Origin of the sequence: Acinetobacter calcoaceticus ANC 3811 (genome assembly GCF_000399665.1) — a bacterium.
Taxonomy (GTDB): Bacteria; Pseudomonadota; Gammaproteobacteria; order Pseudomonadales; family Moraxellaceae; genus Acinetobacter; species Acinetobacter calcoaceticus_B.
Genome location: NZ_KB976986.1, coordinates 940,225 through 962,105 on the forward strand (window position 1 = coordinate 940,225; position 21,881 = coordinate 962,105).

Consider the following 21,881-nt stretch of genomic DNA (forward strand, 5'->3'; position numbering starts at 1 on the left):
ATTGTATTTTGAGCATCAATTATGAGCTTACCTATTCCACAAGCTTCCTCTCGAGTTGTGATTACTGGTGCTTCATCAGGCATTGGTGAACAGCTAGCAAAACAGTTTGCTATGCGCGGTTATTCATTAGTTTTAGTGGCACGTCGTGTAGACAAACTCGAGGCACTCGCAGAAAAACTAAAAGCCGAATATCAAATATCTATAGATTTATATCCATGTGATTTGGGAGATCGGACGGCGCGAGCTAAATTTCGCCATTATTTAGAAAATATTGAAGTAGCCATTCTTTGTAATAACGCTGGATTTGCGACTTTTGGTTGTTTGCAAGATTTAGATGCAGACCGAGAGCGTGAAGAAGTTGAAGTTAATTCGGTGGCAATTCATGACCTGACTTTAGCCGTGTTGCCACAAATGATTAAAAGAAAAGCTGGGGCAATACTGATTGTAGGGTCAACTTCTGGTCATCAGCCAACTCCAGCAAATGCAACTTATGCAGCAAGTAAAGCCTTTGCCAACTCTTTTGCCGAATCATTACATAGCGAACTTAAAGGGACTTGTGTGAGTTGTACGTTGCTGGCACCGGGGCCAACCAAAACTGGTTTTAATGAAGTTGCAGGCATTACAAAAATTGATGGTGTTGGTGGCGGGCTTGTTTGGGTAACCGCAGAACGCGTTGCCAAAGAAGCCATTCAGGGTATGGATCGAAATTGTAGAATTGTGATTCCGGGGTTTGTGGCACAGGCCCAAACCCTTGGGGGACGCTACACACCGCGCATTATTTTGCTGCCCATTCTTAAACAAGTATTTTCGAGATTAAGCCCATGAAACAGTTGATTAATGACTTACGTGTGCCTGTGGCTTTAGCCAATCTTGGCAATAAGCTTTATCACAATGCTCAATATTTGACTGCTGTCGTTGAAGTCGATGAAAAAGCGATGGCGCGCTGGTTACCGTCTGGAATGACACTGGTTAAACCTGCCAGAGCCGATCTGTTTTGTGCGTATTTCCCTGAAAATGTCTATACGGGCGCTTACCATGAAGCGGGTTTATTTGTTCATATTAAAGTTGGCAACAAAACTGGAATCTTTTGTCCTTGGATGATTTTGGATGATGACCGCGCCATGATTATTGGTCGTGAATTGCTCGGCTATCCTAAAAAGATGGGTGAAATTAGCTGGGAAAATGATGGAAAACGCATTTTAAGCAAAGCTTCACGCCGAGGCACAACACTTATTGAAATGGAAGCCAAGCTGGGTGAAGTCATTCATGATGCACCTCCAATTTTAGGATTACCACATCGGAATATTACGGGTGGACTAGGAATTGGTTTACCACGTGAAGTTCGATTTACGCCGAAAGAGCACCCAGTTGAAGTGCGTCAGGTTGAAATGAAGTTGCGTTTTACAGGCACAGCAAATGATCCTTTACATGATATGGGGTTAGGCAAGGTTGTTGAGGCCAGATTACATCGAGTTGATTTATCGGGTGGGTTAATTCCACCGATTCAAATACCTCGTTTACGCACGCCGTTATTTTTATTACGTCAGTTTAATCCACGCGTTTTATAACTGGAGAATAAACATGAATGCATTCTTTCAGTCAAAAACCATCCAAGATTTTTCTAAAATTTCCGCATCGATCGATATTACAGTGCGCCAATTAGATTTGTCTTTTCCAGATGAAATACCAGAGTTTTGGTTTAAAGATAATCCTTTGTTGACCATGTTATTTACTGCCTTATCAAGTGCATTTCCAGATGGTGAACGGCAGTTTATTTATAGTGTGCGTAATTATCAGGACAAAATTAGCGATCCTGTTTTGCTTAAACAAGTCCGAGCTTTTATTGGTCAAGAAGCACATCACGGTAAAGAGCACGATGCGCTTAATGCTGTCATGCTAAATAAAGGCTACCCAGTTGAACGCATTTATAAGCGTTTTAAAAAGATGAATCGTATGTTACAGCAACGGTTTTCTTTAGAACATCAGTTGGCTTGCACGGTATGTATGGAGCATTTAACGGCAATTTTAGCGGACTATTTTATTAGTATCGCGCCTCAAGACTTAGAGTTGTTTGATGTTCATTTGCGAAAAATTTGGGCTTGGCACGCGATTGAAGAAACAGAGCATAAAGCTGTGGCGTTTGATGTCTATCAATCTTTAGTGAATAGACCTTATTTCTTACGACTAGTGATGTTAGAAACCACGCTTTCTTTTCTCATAATTACCACCAGAGGAACAAAAGAGCTTCTAAAGGCTTCTGGCAAAAATAAAGATTTTAAAAGCCTATATGCGGGTTTGAAGTATTTGTTTGGAGGCCAAGGCGTTATCCGAAAAATTAGCCGCAGTTACTTAGATTTTTATTCTAAAGATTTCCATCCTTGGCAACACGACAACCGTGAGCAAATGATGAAATTAAAAGACATATATCTCAATAAATGATTTTCAAATTTAGGAAGAAAGAAAATGACAAAACCTAATCCAAAGCCCACATTAGCAAGCTCTTTAACGTTAGCTTGTGGCATTACTATTCCAAACCGAATTGCTAAATCTGCCATGAGTGAGCAACTTGCAGATCGGCATGGTTCACCGACCACTGACTTACAACAGTTATATGCAGTTTGGGCTAGAGGTGGAGCAGGATTGTTAATCACGGGCAATGTCATGACGGACAGTCGAGCTTTTGTTGAACCAAGAAATGTGGTTTTAGAGTCAGCAGAATTTCTACAAGCAAACAAGTTATGGGCTCAGGCTGCTCAAGCCAATGGCAGCAAAATTATTATGCAGATTAACCACCCTGGTCGTGTTGCAGTTTTACCACTTTTGAAAAAGCCAATAGCTCCTTCAGCCGTTGGGCTTGATTTACCTGCCATGAATATTATTCGTATTCCGCATGCAATGACCGAAGCGGAAATATATGAGCAGATTAATCGATTTGCTCAAACTGCGAAGCTGGCTATTGAAGCCGGTTTTGATGGAGTACAAGTCCATGCAGCACATGGCTATTTACTCTCACAGTTTTTATCGCCTTTGGCTAACGTTCGGACAGACAAGTGGGGCGGTAGTCCTGAAAATCGACGCCGTATGTTGATTGAAACCGTTCAGGCTGTACGAGTTGCAATAGGCAAAGACAAAATATTAAGTGTAAAACTCAACTCTGCTGACTTTCAAAAAGGTGGATTAAGCTCTGAAGAATCGATAGATATTGCTTTAGCGCTCGAAAAAGAAGGAATCGATTTACTCGAAATTTCGGGTGGAAATTATGAGTCTCCAGCTCAGCTTGGATATACACCAGAACGGCAGGTAGAACGTGATGCTTATTTTATAAATTATGCAGAAAGTTTAAGACAAAAAAGCAAATTACCAATCATGTTAACTGGTGGCTTACGTAAAGCCAGTTTTATGAACCAGATTTTGTCTGATGGAGTAGTTGACCTTGTAGGAATGGCACGACCATTTGCAACACAACCAGATTTGGCAAAGCAACTTTTGGCTGGGAAATCAATAATAGAACCTGCTCATGTACCTTCAATTGGCTATAAACCTGTAGATGCCTATTTACAACTGGCATGGCACGCTACCCAATTCCGCCGTATTAGCCGTGGGCAACAGCCTAAAGCAATAAAAGGATTAATTAAAACATTTGTTGCTTTTGGCCCCCGTATGGGATGCAACATTTTGACTCAGAAATAAATCTCAAGGATATATGAATGGAGTTGAAATATGGCTTATTCGATTAAAGAACAACATACGATCATACCGCGACGTCTTGCATTTGATTTTGCTAAAACGCCCTGTCACTGGATTTTTGATGATCCTATGGCATCGCAAATACTGAATATGATTAATCCCATAACACCCGCACCTGAACGTTGGTTTTGTCAAACGTTCAGAGATGCCTTACCTTTCATTAAAGATGAAAAGTTAAAAGAAGCTGTGATCGCTTTTATTAAACAGGAAGGTTCACATAGTTATGGGCATACGTTAGGTACCCGACAAATAGAAGCGCAAGGGATTGATCTTAGCCGCTATAACAAACTGATGAATTGGATATTTAATGACATGATTGGCTCCAAACCATTGGGTTATGAATTGAATAATCCACGATTAAAGTCAACATGGTTGAATACCAGATTAGCTATGGTTGCAGCGGCAGAGCATGTGACAGGAGTATTAGGGCACTGGGTATTAAATGCAAAGGGATTACAACAAGCACCTGTAGATAAAGAAATGTTGCGTTTATTACTTTGGCATGGTGCAGAGGAGGTCGAACACCGTGAAGTAGCAGATGCTATGTTTAGATACTTTAGCAACAACATTTTACTTCGTAGCGGAGCAGCAGTTTTTACCTTTCCTTTGTTTTTAATATTAGCTTACATTGGAGTCGAAAGTTTAGTTAGCCAAGATTCACAATTGCCTCATCGTTTTCGCTTTAAAGATTATTTTCGAGCGGCTAGACAGGACCGTGTTCCACGAGTAGGTTATATGATGAGTGCTTGCTTAAGATACTTTAATCCAAAGCACAGCCCTTTAAATGAAGGATCAACTTCGCAAGCGTTGGCAGTTTTATCTAATATGAACAAACTTAATTAAATAAAAGCCTAACGTGCAGGATGTTTTTTCTTTATAAATCATAATTAAAAGAAAAATTAATCCTGCCAATAAGGTGTTTCACCGTAGACTTCAGCAAAATAATCAATCACTACCCGAATATTTAAAGGCGGATGGCGCACATTAGGGTAAATTGCTGCGATGTGCTGTGGTTGAGATTTAATAGATGCTTCATATTGAGGTAAAAGTTTTATTAATTTACCGTGCTTTAATGCCTCACCAATGAGCCAGTCAGGAAATAAAACAATTCCCATACCATTGAGTGCAGCCGTCATTAAGCTCTCGGCATTATTCGAAGCAAGTAAGGGCACAATTGGATAATGTACCCATTCCTCATTTGGCTTTCTCACTAACCAACGGTTAGGTCCTTCAAACCCTTTATAGACTAAACATTTATGGTCATTGAGTTCTTTTGGATGATCAAGCGCACCGCATTTAGCAATGTAAGCAGGAGAGGCTGCCAAATGATATTTTTGTGTGCCGAAAATACGTGCATGAAAAGATGAATCTGTCAGAATTCCAATGCGAAAAATTAAATCAGTACTATCCCGAAGAGGATCTATAAATTCGTCTGTCTGAATCAGTTCTATTAAAAGTCTTGGATAACGTTCTGATAACCCTGCTAACCAAGGCGCAATATGCCTTTGACCAAAAAATACGGGAGCATTAATTCTAACCAATCCAGAGGGTTCTACAGTTTTATCCTGCAATGCCTTTTGAGCTTCATCAAATTGCTCTGTAATTCTTTTGGCATATTCAAAAAATAATTTACCTGATTCGGTCGGTGTGATTGCTCGTGTATTTCGATAAAAAAGTTGCTGCCCCAACGCATCTTCTAACTGTTGAATGGTCCGAGAAATCATCGATGCAGAAACATCTTCTTTTCTCGCCACAACAGAGAAGTTTTGAGCCTTATATACACTGATAAAAAAGCGAAGGGTACGAATATCAATCGAATTTGATAAATTCATCTGTGCAATTTCTGCAAAAGTGATTCATGGATTATGCTGTTTTTCTGCTGAATTGGCTACTCTATGATTCGTTGCCTAAATACCATGAGGCAATGTTCATGCAAATCCTATTACTGTTCCTCACCATTTTAGGTGGGATGGGGCTATCTGTAGAAGCTGGTCTTTTAGGGCCATTAGGTACACAAGTTGGAGAATTGTGGGCCACTTTTAGTATTTTTGGAGTAGGGGCCGCACTTACCTTTCTACTTATGTTGTTTTTTAGTCCTCGCAATAGTCCCTCATTTTTTACTCTTCCATCATGGCAGTTATTGGGTGGGGTAATTGGCCCGATCTACGTCATTATTCTCACCATTACAGCGCCGATTATTGGTATTGCCATGACCATGATTGGGATTTTGGCTGGTCAAGTTTTTAAGAGCCTGATTATTGATCATTATGGGTTACTCGGAACCCCGCATAGAAAAGTAGATCGAAAACGTGTGCTTGCACTTGTTTTTATTGTGGTTGCACTTTCTTTAGTCGCAAAAGCATAAGGGGGAAATATGACTATATTTATGATTTTATTGGCAGTTATCGGCGGTGCTTTACTCAGTGTACAAGCGGCAATTAATGGACAGCTTGGCAGTAAAGTTGGGGTATTCCGTAGTGCATTTTTAACGTTTTCTGTAGGCGCTTTAATTACCGCATTACTGATTTTCTATTTTGAACCCAAGCAAACTTTAACCCTCTTAGATGTTCCTAAATGGCAATTACTGGGTGCAATGTGTGGCGTTCCTTATATTGTGATTATGGTATTAGCTGTGCAAAGAATTGGGGCGGCTGTTGCAACTGTTGCGGTTATTTTTGGGCAACTCCTTATGAGTATGTTAATTGATAACTTTGGTTGGTTTGGCAATGAAATTCTGCCTTTTTCAACTTATAGATTGGGCGCACTCATGTGTTTAGCAATTGCGCTTTATTTTATATATTCAAGTAGTAAAACGACTCTAGTTGAACCTAACAGCTAATATATTTATAAAACAGGAGGGTTTTATTAAGTTAATATTTATTGTTTCCACTTAATTAATTAACTGAAAACAATAAATTAATAGCTGAAAAGTTATAAAATGAATGTCAAATATATTGTTAATCGTTAAAAGAAAACTAGGTAAAAGATATGTCTTTATTTGAAGAATGCAAAAATGCACTCAAAAATGATTTTCAAATTATTAGTGATATAGATGTAGAAGATATTTATACGAAGTTGAATATGTATCCTATAAAACAAAACTGTATTTTATGGATGAATATAGATTTTAAAGATTTTGATGATATGGACGAGTTGTTAGAAAGCATGCAAACAATTCAGGATGAAAATGTCTATGTTGTTGCAGATGATCAGGATATTCCAGTCTTTACTTCTAAGCTGAAATCAATAATCGAAAATATATACGATGTTATGGCTTTATGCCCTAAAGTTTTTATTTTCAATGAAACTATCTTATTAGAACCACTTTTTCCAACTTATACAGTTAGGGTGGCTTTTAAGTCTAACTTAAATAAATCTCATATTTAAGCATGTTCTTAATTGTGTAATTAAATGAAAAACAATAATTAATTAAATAATTTCTAGCCAATATCACATTGACACCTTAAATATTGCAGATTACCATTTGCGGGCTGGCCTACATTGCCAGTCGGTTTTGACGGACCGATGATCGACCACATCAGATTATTCCTTTCTGAGGGATAGTTTTATGTGTGCACACCTGTTCCCTCCCGTAGCGGTAGGACGGGAGTGGGACACTTTCGAGTGTGCTGGATGTCGAAACCAGTCCGTCAACCTGCTTCCGTTCTGCCACCATAATTTATAATGTTTCGGCAGAACTCCCAAAAGAAGGAGTTGGCCCATGCACATTCATAAATTATTGGCAGTCACTGTCCAAATCTATCTCGACACAACTTAAATCACTTTAAAGCAGTTTGATGAGCTATAGGCTTTTCAGGCTTTAATTCGTCACGACTAAAAAACTTAATCATCAATAAAACTTGAGATGTGCCAAGCACAGTCTTTACGGCTTTGCTGTGCCTTTTTTTTCTCCCAGAGAAGGCACAGGCTTTTTATCTCTTTTGAAACAACAAGAATTTATAACGGTAAAACTATGCCAACTTTAGAAACATCTTCCAAAAAATTACAGGTTATTCATACTGCAATAGAGCTGTTTAATCTCTATGGATTTCACAATGCGGGTGTGGACTTAATTGCCAAAGAATCCAAAATTCCTAAGGCCACTTTTTATAACTACTTTCATTCAAAAGAGCGGCTTGTTGAAAGGTGCATATCTTTTCAAAAAAGCCGATTGAAAGAAGAAGTGCTGGCAATTATTTATTCAAGCCATTACCGAACCTCAAGCGATAAACTCAAAGAGATTATTGTTTTACATGTCAATTTTAATAGTCTGTATTATCTATTACTTAAAGTTATTTTTGAAATTAAACAGATTTACTCTCATGCCTACCAAATGGCAATTGAGTATAGAAAATGGCTGCTTCGAGAGCTTTTTGATCTGGTTTTTAGTTTAGAAAACAGCACGCTAAAACCCGATGCCCATATGGTTTTAAACTTAATTGATGGTTTGATGTTTCAGATTTTAAGCTCAAATCGTTTGGATGAAAGGGATGTGGTGGTGGAGAGGTTTTTTGGGAGAGTTAAATAAGTAATTCCACAAAGATAAATTATAGTTTATAAAGCTAATTTTAAAGTAAAGTTAAAAGTATCAAATCTTTTATAACTATTTTGAATGGATAGAAAGCCAATAAGGTTATTTTATGAAAGCAATAAGAGAATTAAATAAATTATTAAAATGTTATAAAACATATACTATTGAAAGTTTGATTCATTCATTAAAATTTTATCAAAAACATATACTAGCTACCTTAGATGGAAAAGATATACTTTTCCCCTATCATACAGTAGGCATGTCTATACCTTATGCCCAGTTGGCATTCTTAAAAATTGAAAATAATAATGTAGATATAGATGCTTTAAATAGTTTAAATCTTGCCTTGATGTATGCAGAAGTGGGAAGGGAATTACAATTAAAAGATTTTAAAATAAAACCTTTAGATAAAATGAATATACATGACTTAAAGAAGTATTTTTCAGAATTTTCTGCACTACTTTTTTGGGCGATTCTATTAAATAATAAAAATTTAGCAAAGAAATTGGCACGCCAAGTAGAGTTTTGCTTACAACAAAATTTTCTATCTGATTTTCCTTTAAGTTATGACTATTTTTCATTATGGGCTTATTACAAATGGATTAATGAAGAATTTACATTAGCATCAAAAATAGATGGAAAATTTAAAGATTTGATAAATAATTGGTCATGTGACTCAGTATTTTTAGAACCATTACTCATAGATATAGCAAATTTACACTGCGAAGAATTAATAGATAATGATTTACGTGAGTATCCCCCAAAATTTATTAGACCTCCGTTTACTTTATTGCCACTTGAAATTCATGTGATTAATAAATTACGTGCATTGGATGAATTAGATGAAATATCTTTAAATCATCCTTTAATGAACACTCATTCAGCAAAAATTAAAGAATTTGAAGTAATAAGTGATGATTTGCTTGAAACGATACAGATAACTTTTTTGTAGCTGAATCAACCTACTCAAAAGTGTGGTTGCAAACAGCTGGGGTACAGGAGAGTACAATGGTATGAATTTATATATCTACCGAATATATTGATAAATTTGAATTAATTATAGTCATTACTTAGAAATGGCTATGTATAGATGGGATATACCGCAGTGCAAATTATAATTGAGCCATCAGTTCTTAGAACCAAATCTCCATTTTTTATTATTGCTAAAAATTTCTTTATTTTTGGATTGCTTTGGATTTTATCTTCATTCTTGTATGGTGTTTTTGACTATGAGTCATATTATTCCATATTTATTTATCTAATTAGTTTCTATGCTACTTATTTTTTTGGATATTTAATATCTAAACCTATTGTTTTAGACCTTGACTCTAACACTCTTAATCGAGTTAAGTTTTTAAGTCTTATATTTTTTGCTCTTTATTATGTAATAATACTTCTACGGTTCTTTTTATTTGATATTAATAATGATTTATATGGTTTTAGACTTGGATTTGGGTTCGTTTTTCCATTCTGGACACTAACTCCAATTTTTATCACTAATCTGAAGAATAAGTTTTATATTTATTTATGTGTCTTGCTATGTGTTCTAGAAGTAATTTTTTGGATATTATTTTTTAAAATGAGTGGCTCTGAATTTTACAAGAGACCTCTATCTGTTGGTATGTTCGTAGGTTCTCTTATATTCGCATTAACTTTTCCTTGGTATTTATCTTGGCTGAGAGAAATAGACATCAATAAATGGGTTTTACCATTCTTTTTTAAGGAAGATAGATTTATATCTAAACTAATATCATGGGTGGCAATAGGACTCGGTTGTTTCTTTATGTTTTTATTCTATCTTTTCTTCTAAAAACGAATGCTAAAAAAAGGAGCTCCAAATAAATTAGAACAAGACTCCTATATGTTTTTGTTTGTGATTAATGGGGCAATGGTTTAGCTTCTAGACCCGAGTAAACCAGATGAAAGGGAGAGGCTGCTTGAGTATTTTTTAGTGGTGCTTTAAAGCTCCCATCTGCTATTTTCTTTATATAAATATTCGTAAAAGGTCATCTATGTGTAGCCATTCTTCCAATTCGTATGACGTAATTATAGCTGGTGCGGGTCCTGTTGGCTTATTTCTGGCCTCTGAACTGCGCCTTGCAAATATTTCAGTCTTGGTATTGGAACAAAATGAAAGTCCCAGTGCACCTTTAAAACAGCTTCCATTTGGAATGCGTGGTCTTTCTGTCCCTACGGTCGAAGCGCTTTATCGTCGTGGATTATTGAAGGAAATTACACCAGTACAATTTAATAAAGAGAATGGCCCTGCTGCAAATACAGCCGTAAATAAACAACAAGGCCTCCCGGGTGGACACTTTGCAGGGATCCAATTTTTTCAGGAAAAGATTGATACCTCAAAATGGACATATCGTTTACCAAACCCTGCCAGTGCAGGCATGGCTGTCGAGATGGAGCATTTCGAATCAGTTTTGACTGCGCGGGCGCTATCATTGGGAGTCATTATTAAGCGTGGGTTTTGCATCGAAAGTTTCAAGCAATCTGAAGAGGATGTGATTGTTCATGCCTCAAATGAAGAGTTCTCTGCACGCTGGCTTATTGGATGTGATGGTGGACGTAGCATAGTAAGAAAAAAGGGTGGTTTTGAATTTATTGGTACGGATGCTGAGTTCACGGGTTATACAATTCAAGCTGAACTCGTCGATCCAGATATACTGATCTCTGGCCGTCATTACACACCTATGGGTATGTTTACTTATAAAAAACCAGATTTTATTACAATGGTTGATTTTGACGGCGGGGCTTCCCATCGTATGCAACAGTTGAGCCAAGAGCATGTGCAAACTGTATTGCAAAAAGTTACCGAAACCGATGTTAAAATTAAAAAACTTAATCTTGTAGCAACGTGGACAGATCGTGCCTATCAAGCTGCCTCTTATCGTAATGGGCGGGTTTTACTAGCTGGTGATGCCGCACATATTCATTCCCCGCTAGGCGGTCAAGGTCTTAACCTCGGATTGGGTGATGCAATGAATCTTGGATGGAAGCTAGCATCGATCATCCGAGATAAAACATCAGATGATTTGCTCGACAGTTATTTTACTGAACGACATCCAGTGGGCGCACAAATTCTGGATTGGTCAAGGGCTCAGGTGGCACTAATGCGTCCAGAGCCGGCTTCACGTGCACTTGAAAAAATTATTCGTAGTTTGATTGATACATCTGATGGGGCAACGTATTTTGCGGAGCAAGCATGGGGCGTTTCTCTTCGCTATGATCTGGGTGATCAGCATCCGCTTGTTGGACGAAGTGCCCCTGACGTTGAGTTCACTGATGGAACAACGTTAGGTGAGCGATTAAGCGATGGTAAGGCATTACTTTTAGATTTTAATGGGTCGACTTTACTTCAAACAGCAGTAAAGCCTTGGAGTAATCGAGTTTCCTATATTGCTAGTGAGGCTAAAGACCAACTCGGTTTAAGTGCTGTATTTGTTCGTCCTGATGGCTTTGTTGCATGGGTAAGCGATAGCGAAGAACCTAATGCTAAGCTATTGGTTCAAATACTAAAGCAATCGTTTGGGTAATCTAATAGAGGACTCTTTTATTACACATTGCTTAAAATATATACAGAAACCTCGCTAAAACGAGTTGGAACGCTACAAACGTGAATGATACTTTAAATTTCACTCTTCCCAATAAGTGAGGTGAGCAATGAAATTGTTAGCTTTGTTCAGTATGGGAGTTGCAGCGAGTTATTGGTATAAAACTATAAAAAATAGCGAGCAAGCTCTTCTGAAACCAACTTTTGATGAAATAGTAAAAAACTTTGTATTAGCAGAATTTAACGCCTAATACATACCGTTAATTTTAATTAAATAAAAAGCTCATCGGAAGGTGGGCTTTTTTTATTATAGTAGTGTTTATTGAGACTGAGACTAGAGCTTTTGATTTATAATTTAAATCCAAAGAATTTTTACGTCCAATAAAAATGAAACTATCTTCAATTATCTTTGTCTTATTTTATTTAAGCTCTACTTACTTACATGCTGAAAAATTAGAAAAAGAGAAAATCGAAGCTTATGTAAAGTCGATAGAAAATTATCGAACTGCTGAACAAAACTTAGAAAATTATTTAAGCGGAATTCATTCGGTAGGACAAGTTAGCTTTAAACATCAAATGAGAATAGCAGACCTTTTATGTGATGTTGGGAAAGCGCAAAAACCAATGATTGAATTTATGGAGTTAAATAAAGAAAGATTTGGATTGAAACAACAGGATGTTATGAATATTTTTCCAAATGATCGACAAAAATTACAAGAGGAATTGGAAGAATTAAAAGATACACCATATGAGTGTGGTAAGCAGAGTTATAAACATTTGTTGTGATGATCTTGTCACGGCAGTAACTGTTCTAAAACAAAAAAATAATAGCTAGTAAGTTTGTTTTATTAATGAGCCAGTCTCAAAATAATATTTTTAGAACCAGATACCCTTAAGAATTATGGCATAAGGTAGCTCCAAGGTATTGATTATTTATTAAATAACTTTTGATACTTACATCAAGTTAAGCAAAAGATTATTTAAAAAATAAACAAAAAATAACGGTTAATAATATTTTGTTTTATAAATTGTAATTTTCCATTTTTTCCTTAGAAATATTATATTTAATGGTGAAGTATTAGGTGAATACTTGAGGTTATGCAGCTCCTGTTTAAATTTTTCTTGGTTTTTATATAAACAAGATATCGTTATATTTAAGTCTTATTTTGACCAGAAGGGAAATATGAGAACAATATTAGCACTAACAATTTTAATTTCATCATCTTGTACATTTGCTGCCTCAAATGAGGGAATTGAGCAGGACATCTATAGTTATTCTTTATTGCATGACGTAAGTACAGCAGAAGCAAATAAAGCATTATTTTTAGAAGCTAACCGAGACTCTGCGTTAGATGCTATTGAAAAAGAATTTAAAGGGAGTATCGCTGGTATTTATATTGAAAGCTCGCCTACATATAAAATTGTTGTCAGAGTTAAGGGTTATGGTCAGAATGAAAAGCGAAATATAGTAGTAGGAAATGCAATTTCTAAAGGTGATTTGCCTATTGATATTCAATACGGAGCTAAAGAAACTAGAGAAGAGGCTAGAAGTCAGATAAATAAAGCACAACAATTAGTTAAAAATTATTTTAATACTATTCAAACTGTTAGCTACAATGAAAAAAATGGGAATATTGTGGTTGAAGTTAAAGGTAAAAGTAATGTTGAAAATTTAAAGAAGGTTGACCGAGTACAATCTCTTTGGAAAAATCCAAATCTACCAATTGAAATTAAATTTGTTAATTGGACTATCAAACCTTTAGCCGATGCTCATGGTGAAACTTCTGTTGCTAGACAAATAGATCCGACAAGATATGGAGACTGTACTACTGCTTTTGGTATTAAAAACGCTAGTGATACAAAGTATATGATTACAGCTGCTCATTGTCCGAATAACTTCAAAAGTAAACAGGATGGAACACATATACATTTGTAGGTGAGATTTCATTTGCGCAGATCTAATGATCTTCAGTGGAAGGGTATTCTTTCACTTAGAGCCCTGCTAAATATCAATTATTGCCGGGGCTTTTTACTTTGTGTGTTAAGCTGATCTTCATAAATTTATGGATTATTAGAATGTTTATTTGTATTGGCGGTGATTTGGACGGCGAAGTTGTTAATAACCGTGATGGAACGTTCTTTAAGGCTAGCGAAATAGATACAAGTAAGGAATCAACATACAACCGCCAGAGCTATATTATTGGTAAAAATACCTATCGATTTTGGCTTTGTGCGGAATTGACCTATGCTGAGACAACAAAAATAGCGAATGATTACTTGGCGCAAAAACATGCATATCTTTCATAATTCAGACGTTAAAAAATAAGCCCGCCAATTTTGGTGGGTTTAATCTATAAGAGATTATTTGTTATTACGATCAGATTATTCATTATTTTCAGGCAGATCTTTTACTGTGCCTGAAACTTGTGAAGGTTGAGTTTTAGTAGGGGCTGTTGCAGAATGCTTGTTCATTTGAGGTTTGATGATATTGGAGGAATAAAGTTTTAAAAATTAATACAATCTCGTTGTCTACAAAATATTGATAGTATAAAAATATCGTTAGGCATAATATGTATGATTAAATTGGAGCATATTAATGCTAAAAGACATTACAATTATTGATTTCCAAGGTAAAGAAAAAAAAGCGCAGGCAAACTATACAGAAGTAAATACTAATAAAATCAATCATTCATCTAGAGTTCAGACACCCAAAGTTGAATATATTTTGGTAAAAGGCGAATGTATTTACCCTACTTTAAATTTGGTTTTCAACAGTTCCGATGGCAACAGTTATTATATAGAGTAAATATGACTCACTTCAAAGCTCCGAAACACGGGGCTTTTTCTTTTGATGGGATGAAAAATTAAACTGACTTAAAGGTCGTCGTGATATGGTATAAAAACACCTCCATTAATAAGGATTATATATGTCAGACAATTCAACAAAATGGCTTTGTGTGGGTGGTGTTCTAAGTGGTGAGTGGAGAGAGCAGCAATTAGAAGCTTTTGATGTTGATCCCAATGATTTAAATACTCATAGTTATGAAGCAATGAAACTTATTAATCCTGCCACCAAGGCAGAACAGCATTTCTATGTATATACTGAGTTACAAGAACACGCATATGACAGGGCAATAAATTTTGCCTTATCCAAAAATCAATAAGTACGAGAGAGCACTTAGGTGCTCTTTTTTAAGAGAAGTGACAATTAATTAGAAATTAAAGAGATATACCTAGCAGTTAGATGTGCCTGTCTATAGGCAAAGCTGTGTGGTGATCTGCTTGTTAAGTTAAAAACATACGATAATTTTTATAATAAACATCTGAAAGAACTAAGCTTTATATGATTGGGTAAAGAAAAAGCGAAGGTCATTTGAGAGATAGAATCAAAATATAAGAAATATGGTAAAGTTAAAAACCTAATTCAATACATTTAAAATTGATATCAAGATATTGTAGGAAAAACATGGTTAAAATTAAACCTCACCCAGCAACAAGCGGAAATGCATCGGCTGATCGCCTTTTAACTTTGTTAACTGCTTTTAGAATAGGTGATAAATCTTTAACCCTAGCAGAACTCGCTGAACGAACAGAATTAAATAAAGCAACCATCATGCGCTTAATCGTTTCGCTAGAAGATTTTGGTTTTGTTAACCGTCTTTCAGATGGCAGATATACGCTTGCCAGCGAAGTCATGCGTTTAAATACAATTTATCAAGATGCTTTAGATTTAGAACGACATGTTGTGCCTTGTTTACAGCAACTTGTAGATGAAATTGGTGAGACCGCTTCTTTTTACGTTAAGCATGGAGCATATCGTCTTTGCCAATATCGAATAAACTCTACCCATCGATTACGTGTTCACATTCAACCGGGCGAAGTGCGACCAATGGATGGGGCGGCGGGTGCTCAAGCATTGCGATCAACACATGAACAAGTTTTATTAAGAACCGATCCTTTTTATTCAACTGGCGTAACTGAACCACATGCAGCTTCAATGGCATTGCCTGTGTTTGATGCTCAAAATGATGTGGTTGGCGCATTGGTTGTTTCAGGTCCATCAAGCCGTTTTACTTCGGAAATTGCAAAATCTGTGGGTGATTTCTTCTTCAAAATTGCGGATGACTTGACCAAAAGTTTGGGTGGTAAGAGTATTCGTAATTAATTTTAATATTTTAAATATAAAGAAGGGGCTAATGATTTAGCCCCTTTCTTATTTATGATATTTACGAAGTACTTTGTGGTTGGTTAAACAAAACGGCTTTCTTTCTAGACATAATGAAAACCATGATAGCCGACACCAGATTTAATGCAGCAAGTGGAAGTAAGGCTAAAGCATGGCTTCCTGTTGCATCATGGATTGCGCCATAGATATTCACCATCATGCCGCCACCAATCAGGTTGGCGCATGCACCAATGGCTGCTAGGCCTGCCGCCGTTGTAGTCGGTGACATCCATGAGGATGCTAAAGCCCAGAAAGGGCCTTTCATAGAATAAGCACCAATTAAAACGATACTGAGTAAAAAGATTGTGCCAATAAGTGAAGAGGTGAACAAAGCAATTAATAAACCAATTGAGATCATCAATAGAGTGATTGCTGTATGCCAACGGCGTTCATTTTTACGATCTGAGCTACGGCCCCAAAAAATCATAGCAATAGAAGCTAAGCCGTAAGGAATTGCATTTACTAGACCAATTTCTAAATTGCTTAAACCGAATGATTTAATTAATTGTGGCGCCCAGACACTCATTGTACTGCCGGCAGCAGAAGCACCAGAATAGATAATGATCATAGCCCAAATATATTTATTCTTTAAAAGTTGCCATAGAGAAATATGACCAATCGGAGTTTTTTGTTGGCGTTCAAATTGTAGTCTTTCAACTAACCAAGCTTTTTGTTCGCTATTGAGCCATTTTGCTTGTTCTGGTCGATCTGTGAGTACAAATAGGCAGGCGATACCCAGTAAAATCGCAGGAATACCTTCTAAAATAAATAGCCAATGCCATCCACGCATGCCCATCCAGCCATCTAGGGATAATAAAAGCCCAGATAATGGTGAACCTATAAAGTTTGCGCCTGGAATTGCAACCATAAATATTGCAATCATTCGGCCTCTATAGTTGGCAGGCAACCAATAGGTTAGATATAAAATCACGCCAGGGAAAAAACCAGCTTCAGCAGCACCTAACAAAAAACGCATAACATATAGCGATGTAGAGCTTTCAACGAATGCTGTTGCAGCTGAAATTACGCCCCAAGTCACCATAATTCGGGCAATCCATACTTTTGCTCCAAATTTTTGCATGGCGAGGTTGCTGGGTACTTCAAATAGAAAATATGCAAAGAAAAATAAGCTACTGGCAAAACCAAAGGCAGTAGCTGTTAATCCAAGGTCTTCATTCATTTGTAATGAAGCCATACCAATATTGCCACGGTCAATAATAGCAATCACATAACAAAGCGTTAAAAAAGGTAGTAACCGCCACGCTACCTTGCGCATTGTTTCACGTTCAATCGCACTCGGTTGAGAATATTCTGTAGACATAAAAAAATCCTTTTTTATATTCAATATTTTAATTGTTCTCGCATCTAAAAGCTTAGAAACAATTGAGTTCCATTTAGCTATTGAGTAACTTCCAGTTAGCGATAGCTCTTGGGTTTAGTGATTGACCATTCCAAATACTAACGATCTGTTCGAGTGCTAAAAGACCGACACGATTACGCGAGTCACTGGTATTTGCGCCGATATGAGGTGTGACAACTAAATTAGGTAATTCCCATAATGGATTATCTTTTTCAGGCGGTTCTGAAGAAAAGGTATCTAAACCTGCACCAGCAATTTTATTATTTTTTAATGCTTCAACTAATGCAACCTGATCAATTAATTCACCACGAGCTGTATTGATTAAGATGCTTGAGCTTTTCATCTTTTCAAATTGAGCATGAGAAAATAAGTGTCTATTCTCTGCGGTGAGTGGACAATGTAGGCTAATAATGTCACTAGTTTCTAGAAGTTTTTCAAAGTCGTGTTCCTGCTCTACGTAGTCCAGTTCTGGCAAATTTTGTAGAAACGGATCATATACTTTGACTTTCATGTTTAAGGGAGCCACTAACTTCATGAGTAGACTACCGATTGATCCTAGACCAATTAAGCCCAGCGTTTTTCCATATAACTCCACACCATTGGCACTTGCTTTGTCCCAATGACCATCTCGAATACGTTGGTCTAGCCACGTAACTTGTCGAGCAACATTAAACATGAGTGCAAAAGCATGTTCGGCAACAGATTGAGCATTGGCCCCAACTGCAATAGTGACCGGAATTTGTCGCTCAGCAGCAGCTTGAGTGTCGATTGTGTCAAACCCAACGCCATGTTTTGCAATCACTTTTAAATTATTAGAAGCAAAAATCATATCCCTAGAAAGTTTGCCTGTTCGAACAATGATTGCATCAGGTTGTTCATCATGGATGAGTTTTTCCATTTCATCTTTTGCCATGTAGGGTTCAGTTGGGATCAACTGAATATCATGGGCTGTAGCATACATTAATGCATCTGAAGTTAATGTTGGCCCCGTGATAAGAACTTTACGTTTCATTTTGACTTGCACTCCATTTAAGTATTTTGAGCAAAATACGTCCTTAATAATCCATATTATTAAAACGTCATTTCAAAAAAATAGTCAATAGCAAAAATTAAATTTAAAATCGAACAAATTTTAATTTAATTTTAATTAAAAATGAAATGACATTTCAAAAAAATGCTGTCATATTAATTTGCACAAGAAAACTGATGTAAGGGAAAAGTTATGGCAATTGGTTTTAGAGTGCTAAAAAACGACAGAAAAGTTGAGCAGAAATGGATTGAGCAATATCGAGATCTACCAGTCGCTAATGTCAGTGACTCGATGAATCGAATGACTTCAGGCGGGGCTCAATTAAGACCAATGCATAAAAAGGGATATCTTTGTGGACCTGCTATTACAGTTAAGGCGCGTCCGGGTGACAACTTGATGTTGCATTACGCAATTGATATCGCCCAAGCGGGAGATGTCATTGTGGTTGATGCGGGTGGCGATCTAACCAATGCATTAATTGGAGAGATGATGGTTGCTTATGCCATTAAAAAAGGTGTGGCAGGCATTGTTATTAATGGTGCTATTCGTGATTCGGTTGTAATTGGAGAGGGCGATTTTCCACTTTTTGCAGCGGGAATTTCACATCGAGGGCCTTATAAAGACGGACCGGGGGAAATTAATGTTCCTATCGCGATTAATGGAATGGTGATTGAACCTGGCGATTTGATTTTAGGTGATGAAGATGGGCTGTTAAGTGTGCCATATGCGGAAGTAGAAGAAGTTTATCTGAAGGCAAGCGCCAAACATGCTGCTGAACAAAAGCAATTAGAGCAAATCGCCGTAGGTGAAAATGACCGTAGCTGGGTGATCAACAGCTTAAAACAAAAAGGATGTGAATTACCCGAATAAGGTCATTCAAAAATATTCGAGTAGGAATGGAACTAGCGAAGTCAATGGTTGAGCTTCGTTAGCCTCTCAAAAGTTAACTCAATAATTATTAGGTCGCTAATTGAAAAATAGGAAATTTCAATTTGGTCTAGATAATTTCGTCTAAAGGAAAAGGACATGAAATATAAAGGGATTATTTATTTATCGTTATTAATGAGTATTACATTGCAGCAAGCTAAAGCTGAAAGCGAAGATAACTCAGCGTTAAATGAAAAAATAAGTAAATTACAACAGCAAATAGATTATTTGATGGAGCAGCAAAATTTAAATAAAAATAATGGATTAAACACAGCACCTGACTTAATTCAAAACAAAACATCAAACACCGAAACGCCCGTTACGGCTGATCAAACTAAAATTAAATTTTATGGAAATATACGAGTTGATGCTGCATATGATTTTGAAGGTTCAACACATTCTATTGCGAATAAAACAGGGTCAATACCATTAGACAATTCAAACTCAACAAGTAAATCATTAAATGTTTCTGCTGCGACTTCACGTGTAGGAGTGGATATCGTCAAGCCGACCTCGAAAGGAGATTTGGTTGGAAAGCTAGAGGCCGATTTTATGGGAAGTGGTGGAGATAACGGTAATGGTTCGGTTCGAGTTAGACATGCTTATATTTCACTAGGAAATTGGTTGATTGGCCAAACCACTTCACCTTTTGTGAATAGTGATACTGCTCCAAGTTTGGTTGACTTTACAGGCGCGATGGGTACGGGAACTCAGCGTAATATCCAAATCCGTTATCAGCACGTTGTTGATGCCAAACAAAAATTATTAGTCGCGTTGGAAGGCGGCGATGTTGAAAATAAAAATGTAGAAGGCGGAAGTCGTTTTCCTGCATTAACCATGCGATATGAATTTAAGAATCCAGATTTCTTGGTTCAATTGCACGGAATGGTACATGAAAATCGAGCAATCTCTGATACGAATGAAGAGCAAACTAAACTTGCTTGGGGTGCAGGATTAGGCACAAAGTACAAGCTTTCTGAAAACGACTCACTTGTGTTTAATTACTATCACATAGCGGGTGATAACCGTTACATGCTGTATTCAAAAGATAATGATGCGTTCTACTTTGATCAAAATCGAATGTATTTAAGTGAATTCGATTCTGTCGAGTTGGGGTATATGCGCAAATGGAATGAAAATTTACGCTCTTCTTTGTCTGCTGGTAGCCTTGTCTATAAAGATTCAAATTTTTCAGAAAATAACTCTGATCAAAATAAAAGGCTAATCAATGCAAGCGTCAATTTATTTTGGACGCCTGTTGAAAAAGTCGATCTTGGTGTTGAATACACCTATGGTAAGAGAGAAACTTTTTCAGATTTAGAAGGGAAGTTATCTCGAATCAACTTATTAGGTCGATACAATTTTTAATGTAATCACAGCCACTTTAATATCAAAAGTGGCTTTCTTTTATCTGATTAGGACTAATATTGTGGAACAAATTAATTATGCAAATGCAAGATCACAATTTTCAAAAGTCATGGAAAGAGTGCTGTTAGGTTACGCCGTAAAAATTACACGAAAAGAGAAAGACTCTGTGGTTCTAATCAGTGAAAAGGCATATCTTGAATATAAAAATGCGATGTTTGAGCTTAATAAATTAAAAAACAAAGATTTTTAACTTTCAACAATCCGCTTCACAAGCATCTCTATAAAAGTTTTTAAAATAATGTTGTGGTTTTTGCCTTTCTTCTATCATCATTTACTTTTGTTTTAAGCTATGAAAGCTAGTGTAACTTTAGAAATTATTAAAATTAATATCAAATTATTGTGTTTATTAACTATAGACTTAGTAAGTTAAATTATATCAATAAAATAAAATTATTATTATGAATTTATATATTTTATGTGGTAAATTTTTTTTGCGTTACAAATGGGTTTTACAAAAAATTAAGAACATATTTACTTTTACTAAAATTGACCAAAAACTATTCTGCAGAAGATTTGCTTAAATGCATAGTTTAAGAGCTGCGGCAGCTAAAAATTGGAAAATATTTCTTACGAAGATGATGACTTAATAACGCTAAATACCACAGATACTAAAGAGATTAAAACATGACTCTATTAAATACACTTGATGCTATGGCACCTATATTAACTAATTTATTTAGTTATGATGTGAGCACAGATAAAATTATTTTTAATGCACCTAGTGATAGTTACATTGTTGAAAAAAAGGTTAATAACACTTGGGTTCAAATAAATCTTGAGGAAAAGTTTGATTGGTTGAATACCGAGTTCCGGGTAACTGCTACAGATCAAGCTGGAAATATTTCTCAACCACTGACCACTATAATTAATACTGCATCAGGGACTTACAAACTAACAGATACTACCTCCAATCAAATGGTTAAAGGATCTACAGGAAATGATTATCTATATGGTGGTGATGGAAACGACACGTTAATTTCTAATTCAGGTTCGGACTATCTTTATGCTGGGGCTGGTAATGACACATTGATTTATGGTGGTAATTCAAATGCATATACAGCTTTACTAGGTCAG

General features: G+C 36.4%; 25 protein-coding genes and 3 pseudogenes. 24 read left to right on the forward strand and 4 right to left on the reverse strand.

Features of this window, described 5'->3' with window-relative positions; all coding sequences use genetic code 11:
* Positions 1 to 21: 21 nt before the first annotated feature.
* Genes F935_RS05705 through F935_RS05725 form a run of 5 tightly spaced genes read left to right on the forward strand, consistent with a single transcriptional unit; the run spans position 22 to position 4,590 of the window.
* A complete protein-coding gene (locus tag F935_RS05705) occupies positions 22 to 825 on the forward strand; it encodes an SDR family NAD(P)-dependent oxidoreductase (RefSeq protein ID WP_016138031.1) in 804 nt (267 codons plus the stop codon).
* Positions 822 to 1,568: an acetoacetate decarboxylase family protein gene (locus tag F935_RS05710; RefSeq protein WP_016138032.1), complete on the forward strand. Its 747-nt coding sequence runs from the start codon at positions 822 to 824 to the stop codon at positions 1,566 to 1,568. The genes F935_RS05705 and F935_RS05710 overlap by 4 nt, the downstream gene beginning before the upstream one ends.
* A gap of 13 nt (positions 1,569 to 1,581) precedes the next feature.
* Positions 1,582 to 2,439: a metal-dependent hydrolase gene (locus F935_RS05715; RefSeq protein ID WP_016138033.1), complete on the forward strand. Its 858-nt coding sequence runs from the start codon at positions 1,582 to 1,584 to the stop codon at positions 2,437 to 2,439.
* 24 nt (positions 2,440 to 2,463) lie between these two features.
* The gene (locus F935_RS05720; RefSeq protein ID WP_016138034.1) at positions 2,464 to 3,690 is read left to right on the forward strand and encodes an NADH:flavin oxidoreductase/NADH oxidase family protein; all 1,227 of its coding nucleotides are present in this window, start codon (positions 2,464 to 2,466) and stop codon (positions 3,688 to 3,690) included.
* Positions 3,691 to 3,720: 30 nt separating this feature from the next.
* Positions 3,721 to 4,590: a metal-dependent hydrolase gene (locus F935_RS05725; protein WP_016138035.1), complete on the forward strand. Its 870-nt coding sequence runs from the start codon at positions 3,721 to 3,723 to the stop codon at positions 4,588 to 4,590.
* Between the two features lie 56 nt (positions 4,591 to 4,646).
* Here F935_RS05725 and F935_RS05730 read toward each other — a convergent pair whose 3' ends face one another.
* Positions 4,647 to 5,579, reverse strand: a complete 933-nt coding sequence (locus F935_RS05730) for a LysR family transcriptional regulator (RefSeq protein WP_016138036.1) — start codon at positions 5,577 to 5,579, stop codon at positions 4,647 to 4,649.
* Positions 5,580 to 5,677: 98 nt separating this feature from the next.
* Here F935_RS05730 and F935_RS05735 point away from each other — a divergent pair, with 98 nt between their 5' ends.
* The 15 genes and pseudogenes from F935_RS05735 to F935_RS05795 all read left to right on the forward strand — a co-directional run bounded on the left by F935_RS05735 (position 5,678) and on the right by F935_RS05795 (position 16,002).
* A complete protein-coding gene (locus F935_RS05735; protein WP_009388349.1) occupies positions 5,678 to 6,112 on the forward strand; it encodes a DMT family transporter in 435 nt (144 codons plus the stop codon).
* 9 nt (positions 6,113 to 6,121) lie between these two features.
* Positions 6,122 to 6,586 (forward strand): DMT family transporter, encoded by a 465-nt coding sequence (locus F935_RS05740; RefSeq protein WP_016138037.1) that lies wholly within the window; start codon positions 6,122 to 6,124, stop codon positions 6,584 to 6,586.
* A gap of 149 nt (positions 6,587 to 6,735) precedes the next feature.
* Positions 6,736 to 7,134 carry a CDI toxin immunity protein gene (locus tag F935_RS05745; protein WP_016138038.1) on the forward strand — a complete coding sequence of 133 codons (399 nt, stop codon included), beginning with the start codon at positions 6,736 to 6,738 and terminating at the stop codon, positions 7,132 to 7,134.
* A 586-nt stretch (positions 7,135 to 7,720) separates the two neighbouring features.
* Complete coding sequence (locus F935_RS05750) at positions 7,721 to 8,275, forward strand: TetR/AcrR family transcriptional regulator (protein WP_035366081.1); 555 nt, start codon at positions 7,721 to 7,723, stop codon at positions 8,273 to 8,275.
* 112 nt (positions 8,276 to 8,387) lie between these two features.
* Positions 8,388 to 9,230: a hypothetical protein gene (locus F935_RS05755; protein WP_016138040.1), complete on the forward strand. Its 843-nt coding sequence runs from the start codon at positions 8,388 to 8,390 to the stop codon at positions 9,228 to 9,230.
* Positions 9,231 to 9,368: 138 nt separating this feature from the next.
* Positions 9,369 to 10,088, forward strand: a complete 720-nt coding sequence (locus tag F935_RS19155; RefSeq protein WP_035366084.1) for a hypothetical protein — start codon at positions 9,369 to 9,371, stop codon at positions 10,086 to 10,088.
* A 39-nt stretch (positions 10,089 to 10,127) separates the two neighbouring features.
* Positions 10,128 to 10,241 (forward strand): annotated as a pseudogene (locus F935_RS18985) (TetR family transcriptional regulator); the annotation flags it as partial.
* 49 nt (positions 10,242 to 10,290) lie between these two features.
* Positions 10,291 to 11,820 carry an FAD-dependent monooxygenase gene (locus tag F935_RS05765; protein WP_016138042.1) on the forward strand — a complete coding sequence of 510 codons (1,530 nt, stop codon included), beginning with the start codon at positions 10,291 to 10,293 and terminating at the stop codon, positions 11,818 to 11,820.
* Between the two features lie 127 nt (positions 11,821 to 11,947).
* On the forward strand, positions 11,948 to 12,088 hold the full coding sequence (locus tag F935_RS18260) for a hypothetical protein (RefSeq protein WP_016138043.1): 141 nt from the start codon (positions 11,948 to 11,950) through the stop codon (positions 12,086 to 12,088).
* Between the two features lie 136 nt (positions 12,089 to 12,224).
* Positions 12,225 to 12,623, forward strand: a complete 399-nt coding sequence (locus F935_RS05770; RefSeq protein WP_016138044.1) for a hypothetical protein — start codon at positions 12,225 to 12,227, stop codon at positions 12,621 to 12,623.
* 397 nt (positions 12,624 to 13,020) lie between these two features.
* Positions 13,021 to 13,773: a hypothetical protein gene (locus F935_RS05775; RefSeq protein ID WP_016138045.1), complete on the forward strand. Its 753-nt coding sequence runs from the start codon at positions 13,021 to 13,023 to the stop codon at positions 13,771 to 13,773.
* Positions 13,774 to 13,913: 140 nt separating this feature from the next.
* Positions 13,914 to 14,144 (forward strand): hypothetical protein, encoded by a 231-nt coding sequence (locus F935_RS05780; RefSeq protein WP_016138046.1) that lies wholly within the window; start codon positions 13,914 to 13,916, stop codon positions 14,142 to 14,144.
* Between the two features lie 289 nt (positions 14,145 to 14,433).
* Complete coding sequence (locus tag F935_RS05785; RefSeq protein WP_016138047.1) at positions 14,434 to 14,643, forward strand: hypothetical protein; 210 nt, start codon at positions 14,434 to 14,436, stop codon at positions 14,641 to 14,643.
* 121 nt (positions 14,644 to 14,764) lie between these two features.
* Positions 14,765 to 15,001, forward strand: a complete 237-nt coding sequence (locus F935_RS05790) for a hypothetical protein (protein WP_016138048.1) — start codon at positions 14,765 to 14,767, stop codon at positions 14,999 to 15,001.
* A 302-nt stretch (positions 15,002 to 15,303) separates the two neighbouring features.
* Positions 15,304 to 16,002, forward strand: a complete 699-nt coding sequence (locus tag F935_RS05795) for an IclR family transcriptional regulator (protein WP_016138049.1) — start codon at positions 15,304 to 15,306, stop codon at positions 16,000 to 16,002.
* 61 nt (positions 16,003 to 16,063) lie between these two features.
* Here F935_RS05795 and F935_RS05800 read toward each other — a convergent pair whose 3' ends face one another.
* Together F935_RS05800 and F935_RS05805 are read right to left on the reverse strand one after the other, a co-directional pair.
* The gene (locus tag F935_RS05800; protein WP_016138050.1) at positions 16,064 to 17,383 is read right to left on the reverse strand and encodes an MFS transporter; all 1,320 of its coding nucleotides are present in this window, start codon (positions 17,381 to 17,383) and stop codon (positions 16,064 to 16,066) included.
* A gap of 73 nt (positions 17,384 to 17,456) precedes the next feature.
* Entirely contained in the window at positions 17,457 to 18,446 is a 990-nt protein-coding gene (locus F935_RS05805; protein WP_080645541.1) for a hydroxyacid dehydrogenase, read from the reverse strand.
* Between the two features lie 198 nt (positions 18,447 to 18,644).
* Here F935_RS05805 and F935_RS05810 point away from each other — a divergent pair, with 198 nt between their 5' ends.
* From F935_RS05810 to F935_RS05820, 3 genes are all read left to right on the forward strand, one after another.
* Positions 18,645 to 19,322, forward strand: a complete 678-nt coding sequence (locus F935_RS05810) for an RraA family protein (RefSeq protein WP_016138052.1) — start codon at positions 18,645 to 18,647, stop codon at positions 19,320 to 19,322.
* 156 nt (positions 19,323 to 19,478) lie between these two features.
* Entirely contained in the window at positions 19,479 to 20,747 is a 1,269-nt protein-coding gene (locus F935_RS05815) for a DcaP family trimeric outer membrane transporter (RefSeq protein ID WP_016138053.1), read from the forward strand.
* Between the two features lie 61 nt (positions 20,748 to 20,808).
* The gene (locus tag F935_RS05820) at positions 20,809 to 20,997 is read left to right on the forward strand and encodes a type II toxin-antitoxin system Phd/YefM family antitoxin (RefSeq protein ID WP_016138054.1); all 189 of its coding nucleotides are present in this window, start codon (positions 20,809 to 20,811) and stop codon (positions 20,995 to 20,997) included.
* Here the strand turns inward: F935_RS05820 and F935_RS19195 are convergent.
* Positions 20,994 to 21,065 (reverse strand): annotated as a pseudogene (locus F935_RS19195) (hypothetical protein); the annotation flags it as partial. The gene F935_RS05820 and the pseudogene F935_RS19195 sit on opposite strands and share 4 nt — an antisense overlap.
* 301 nt (positions 21,066 to 21,366) lie before the next feature.
* Here F935_RS19195 and F935_RS05825 point away from each other — a divergent pair.
* A pseudogene (locus F935_RS05825) lies at positions 21,367 to 21,881 on the forward strand (calcium-binding protein); the annotation flags it as partial.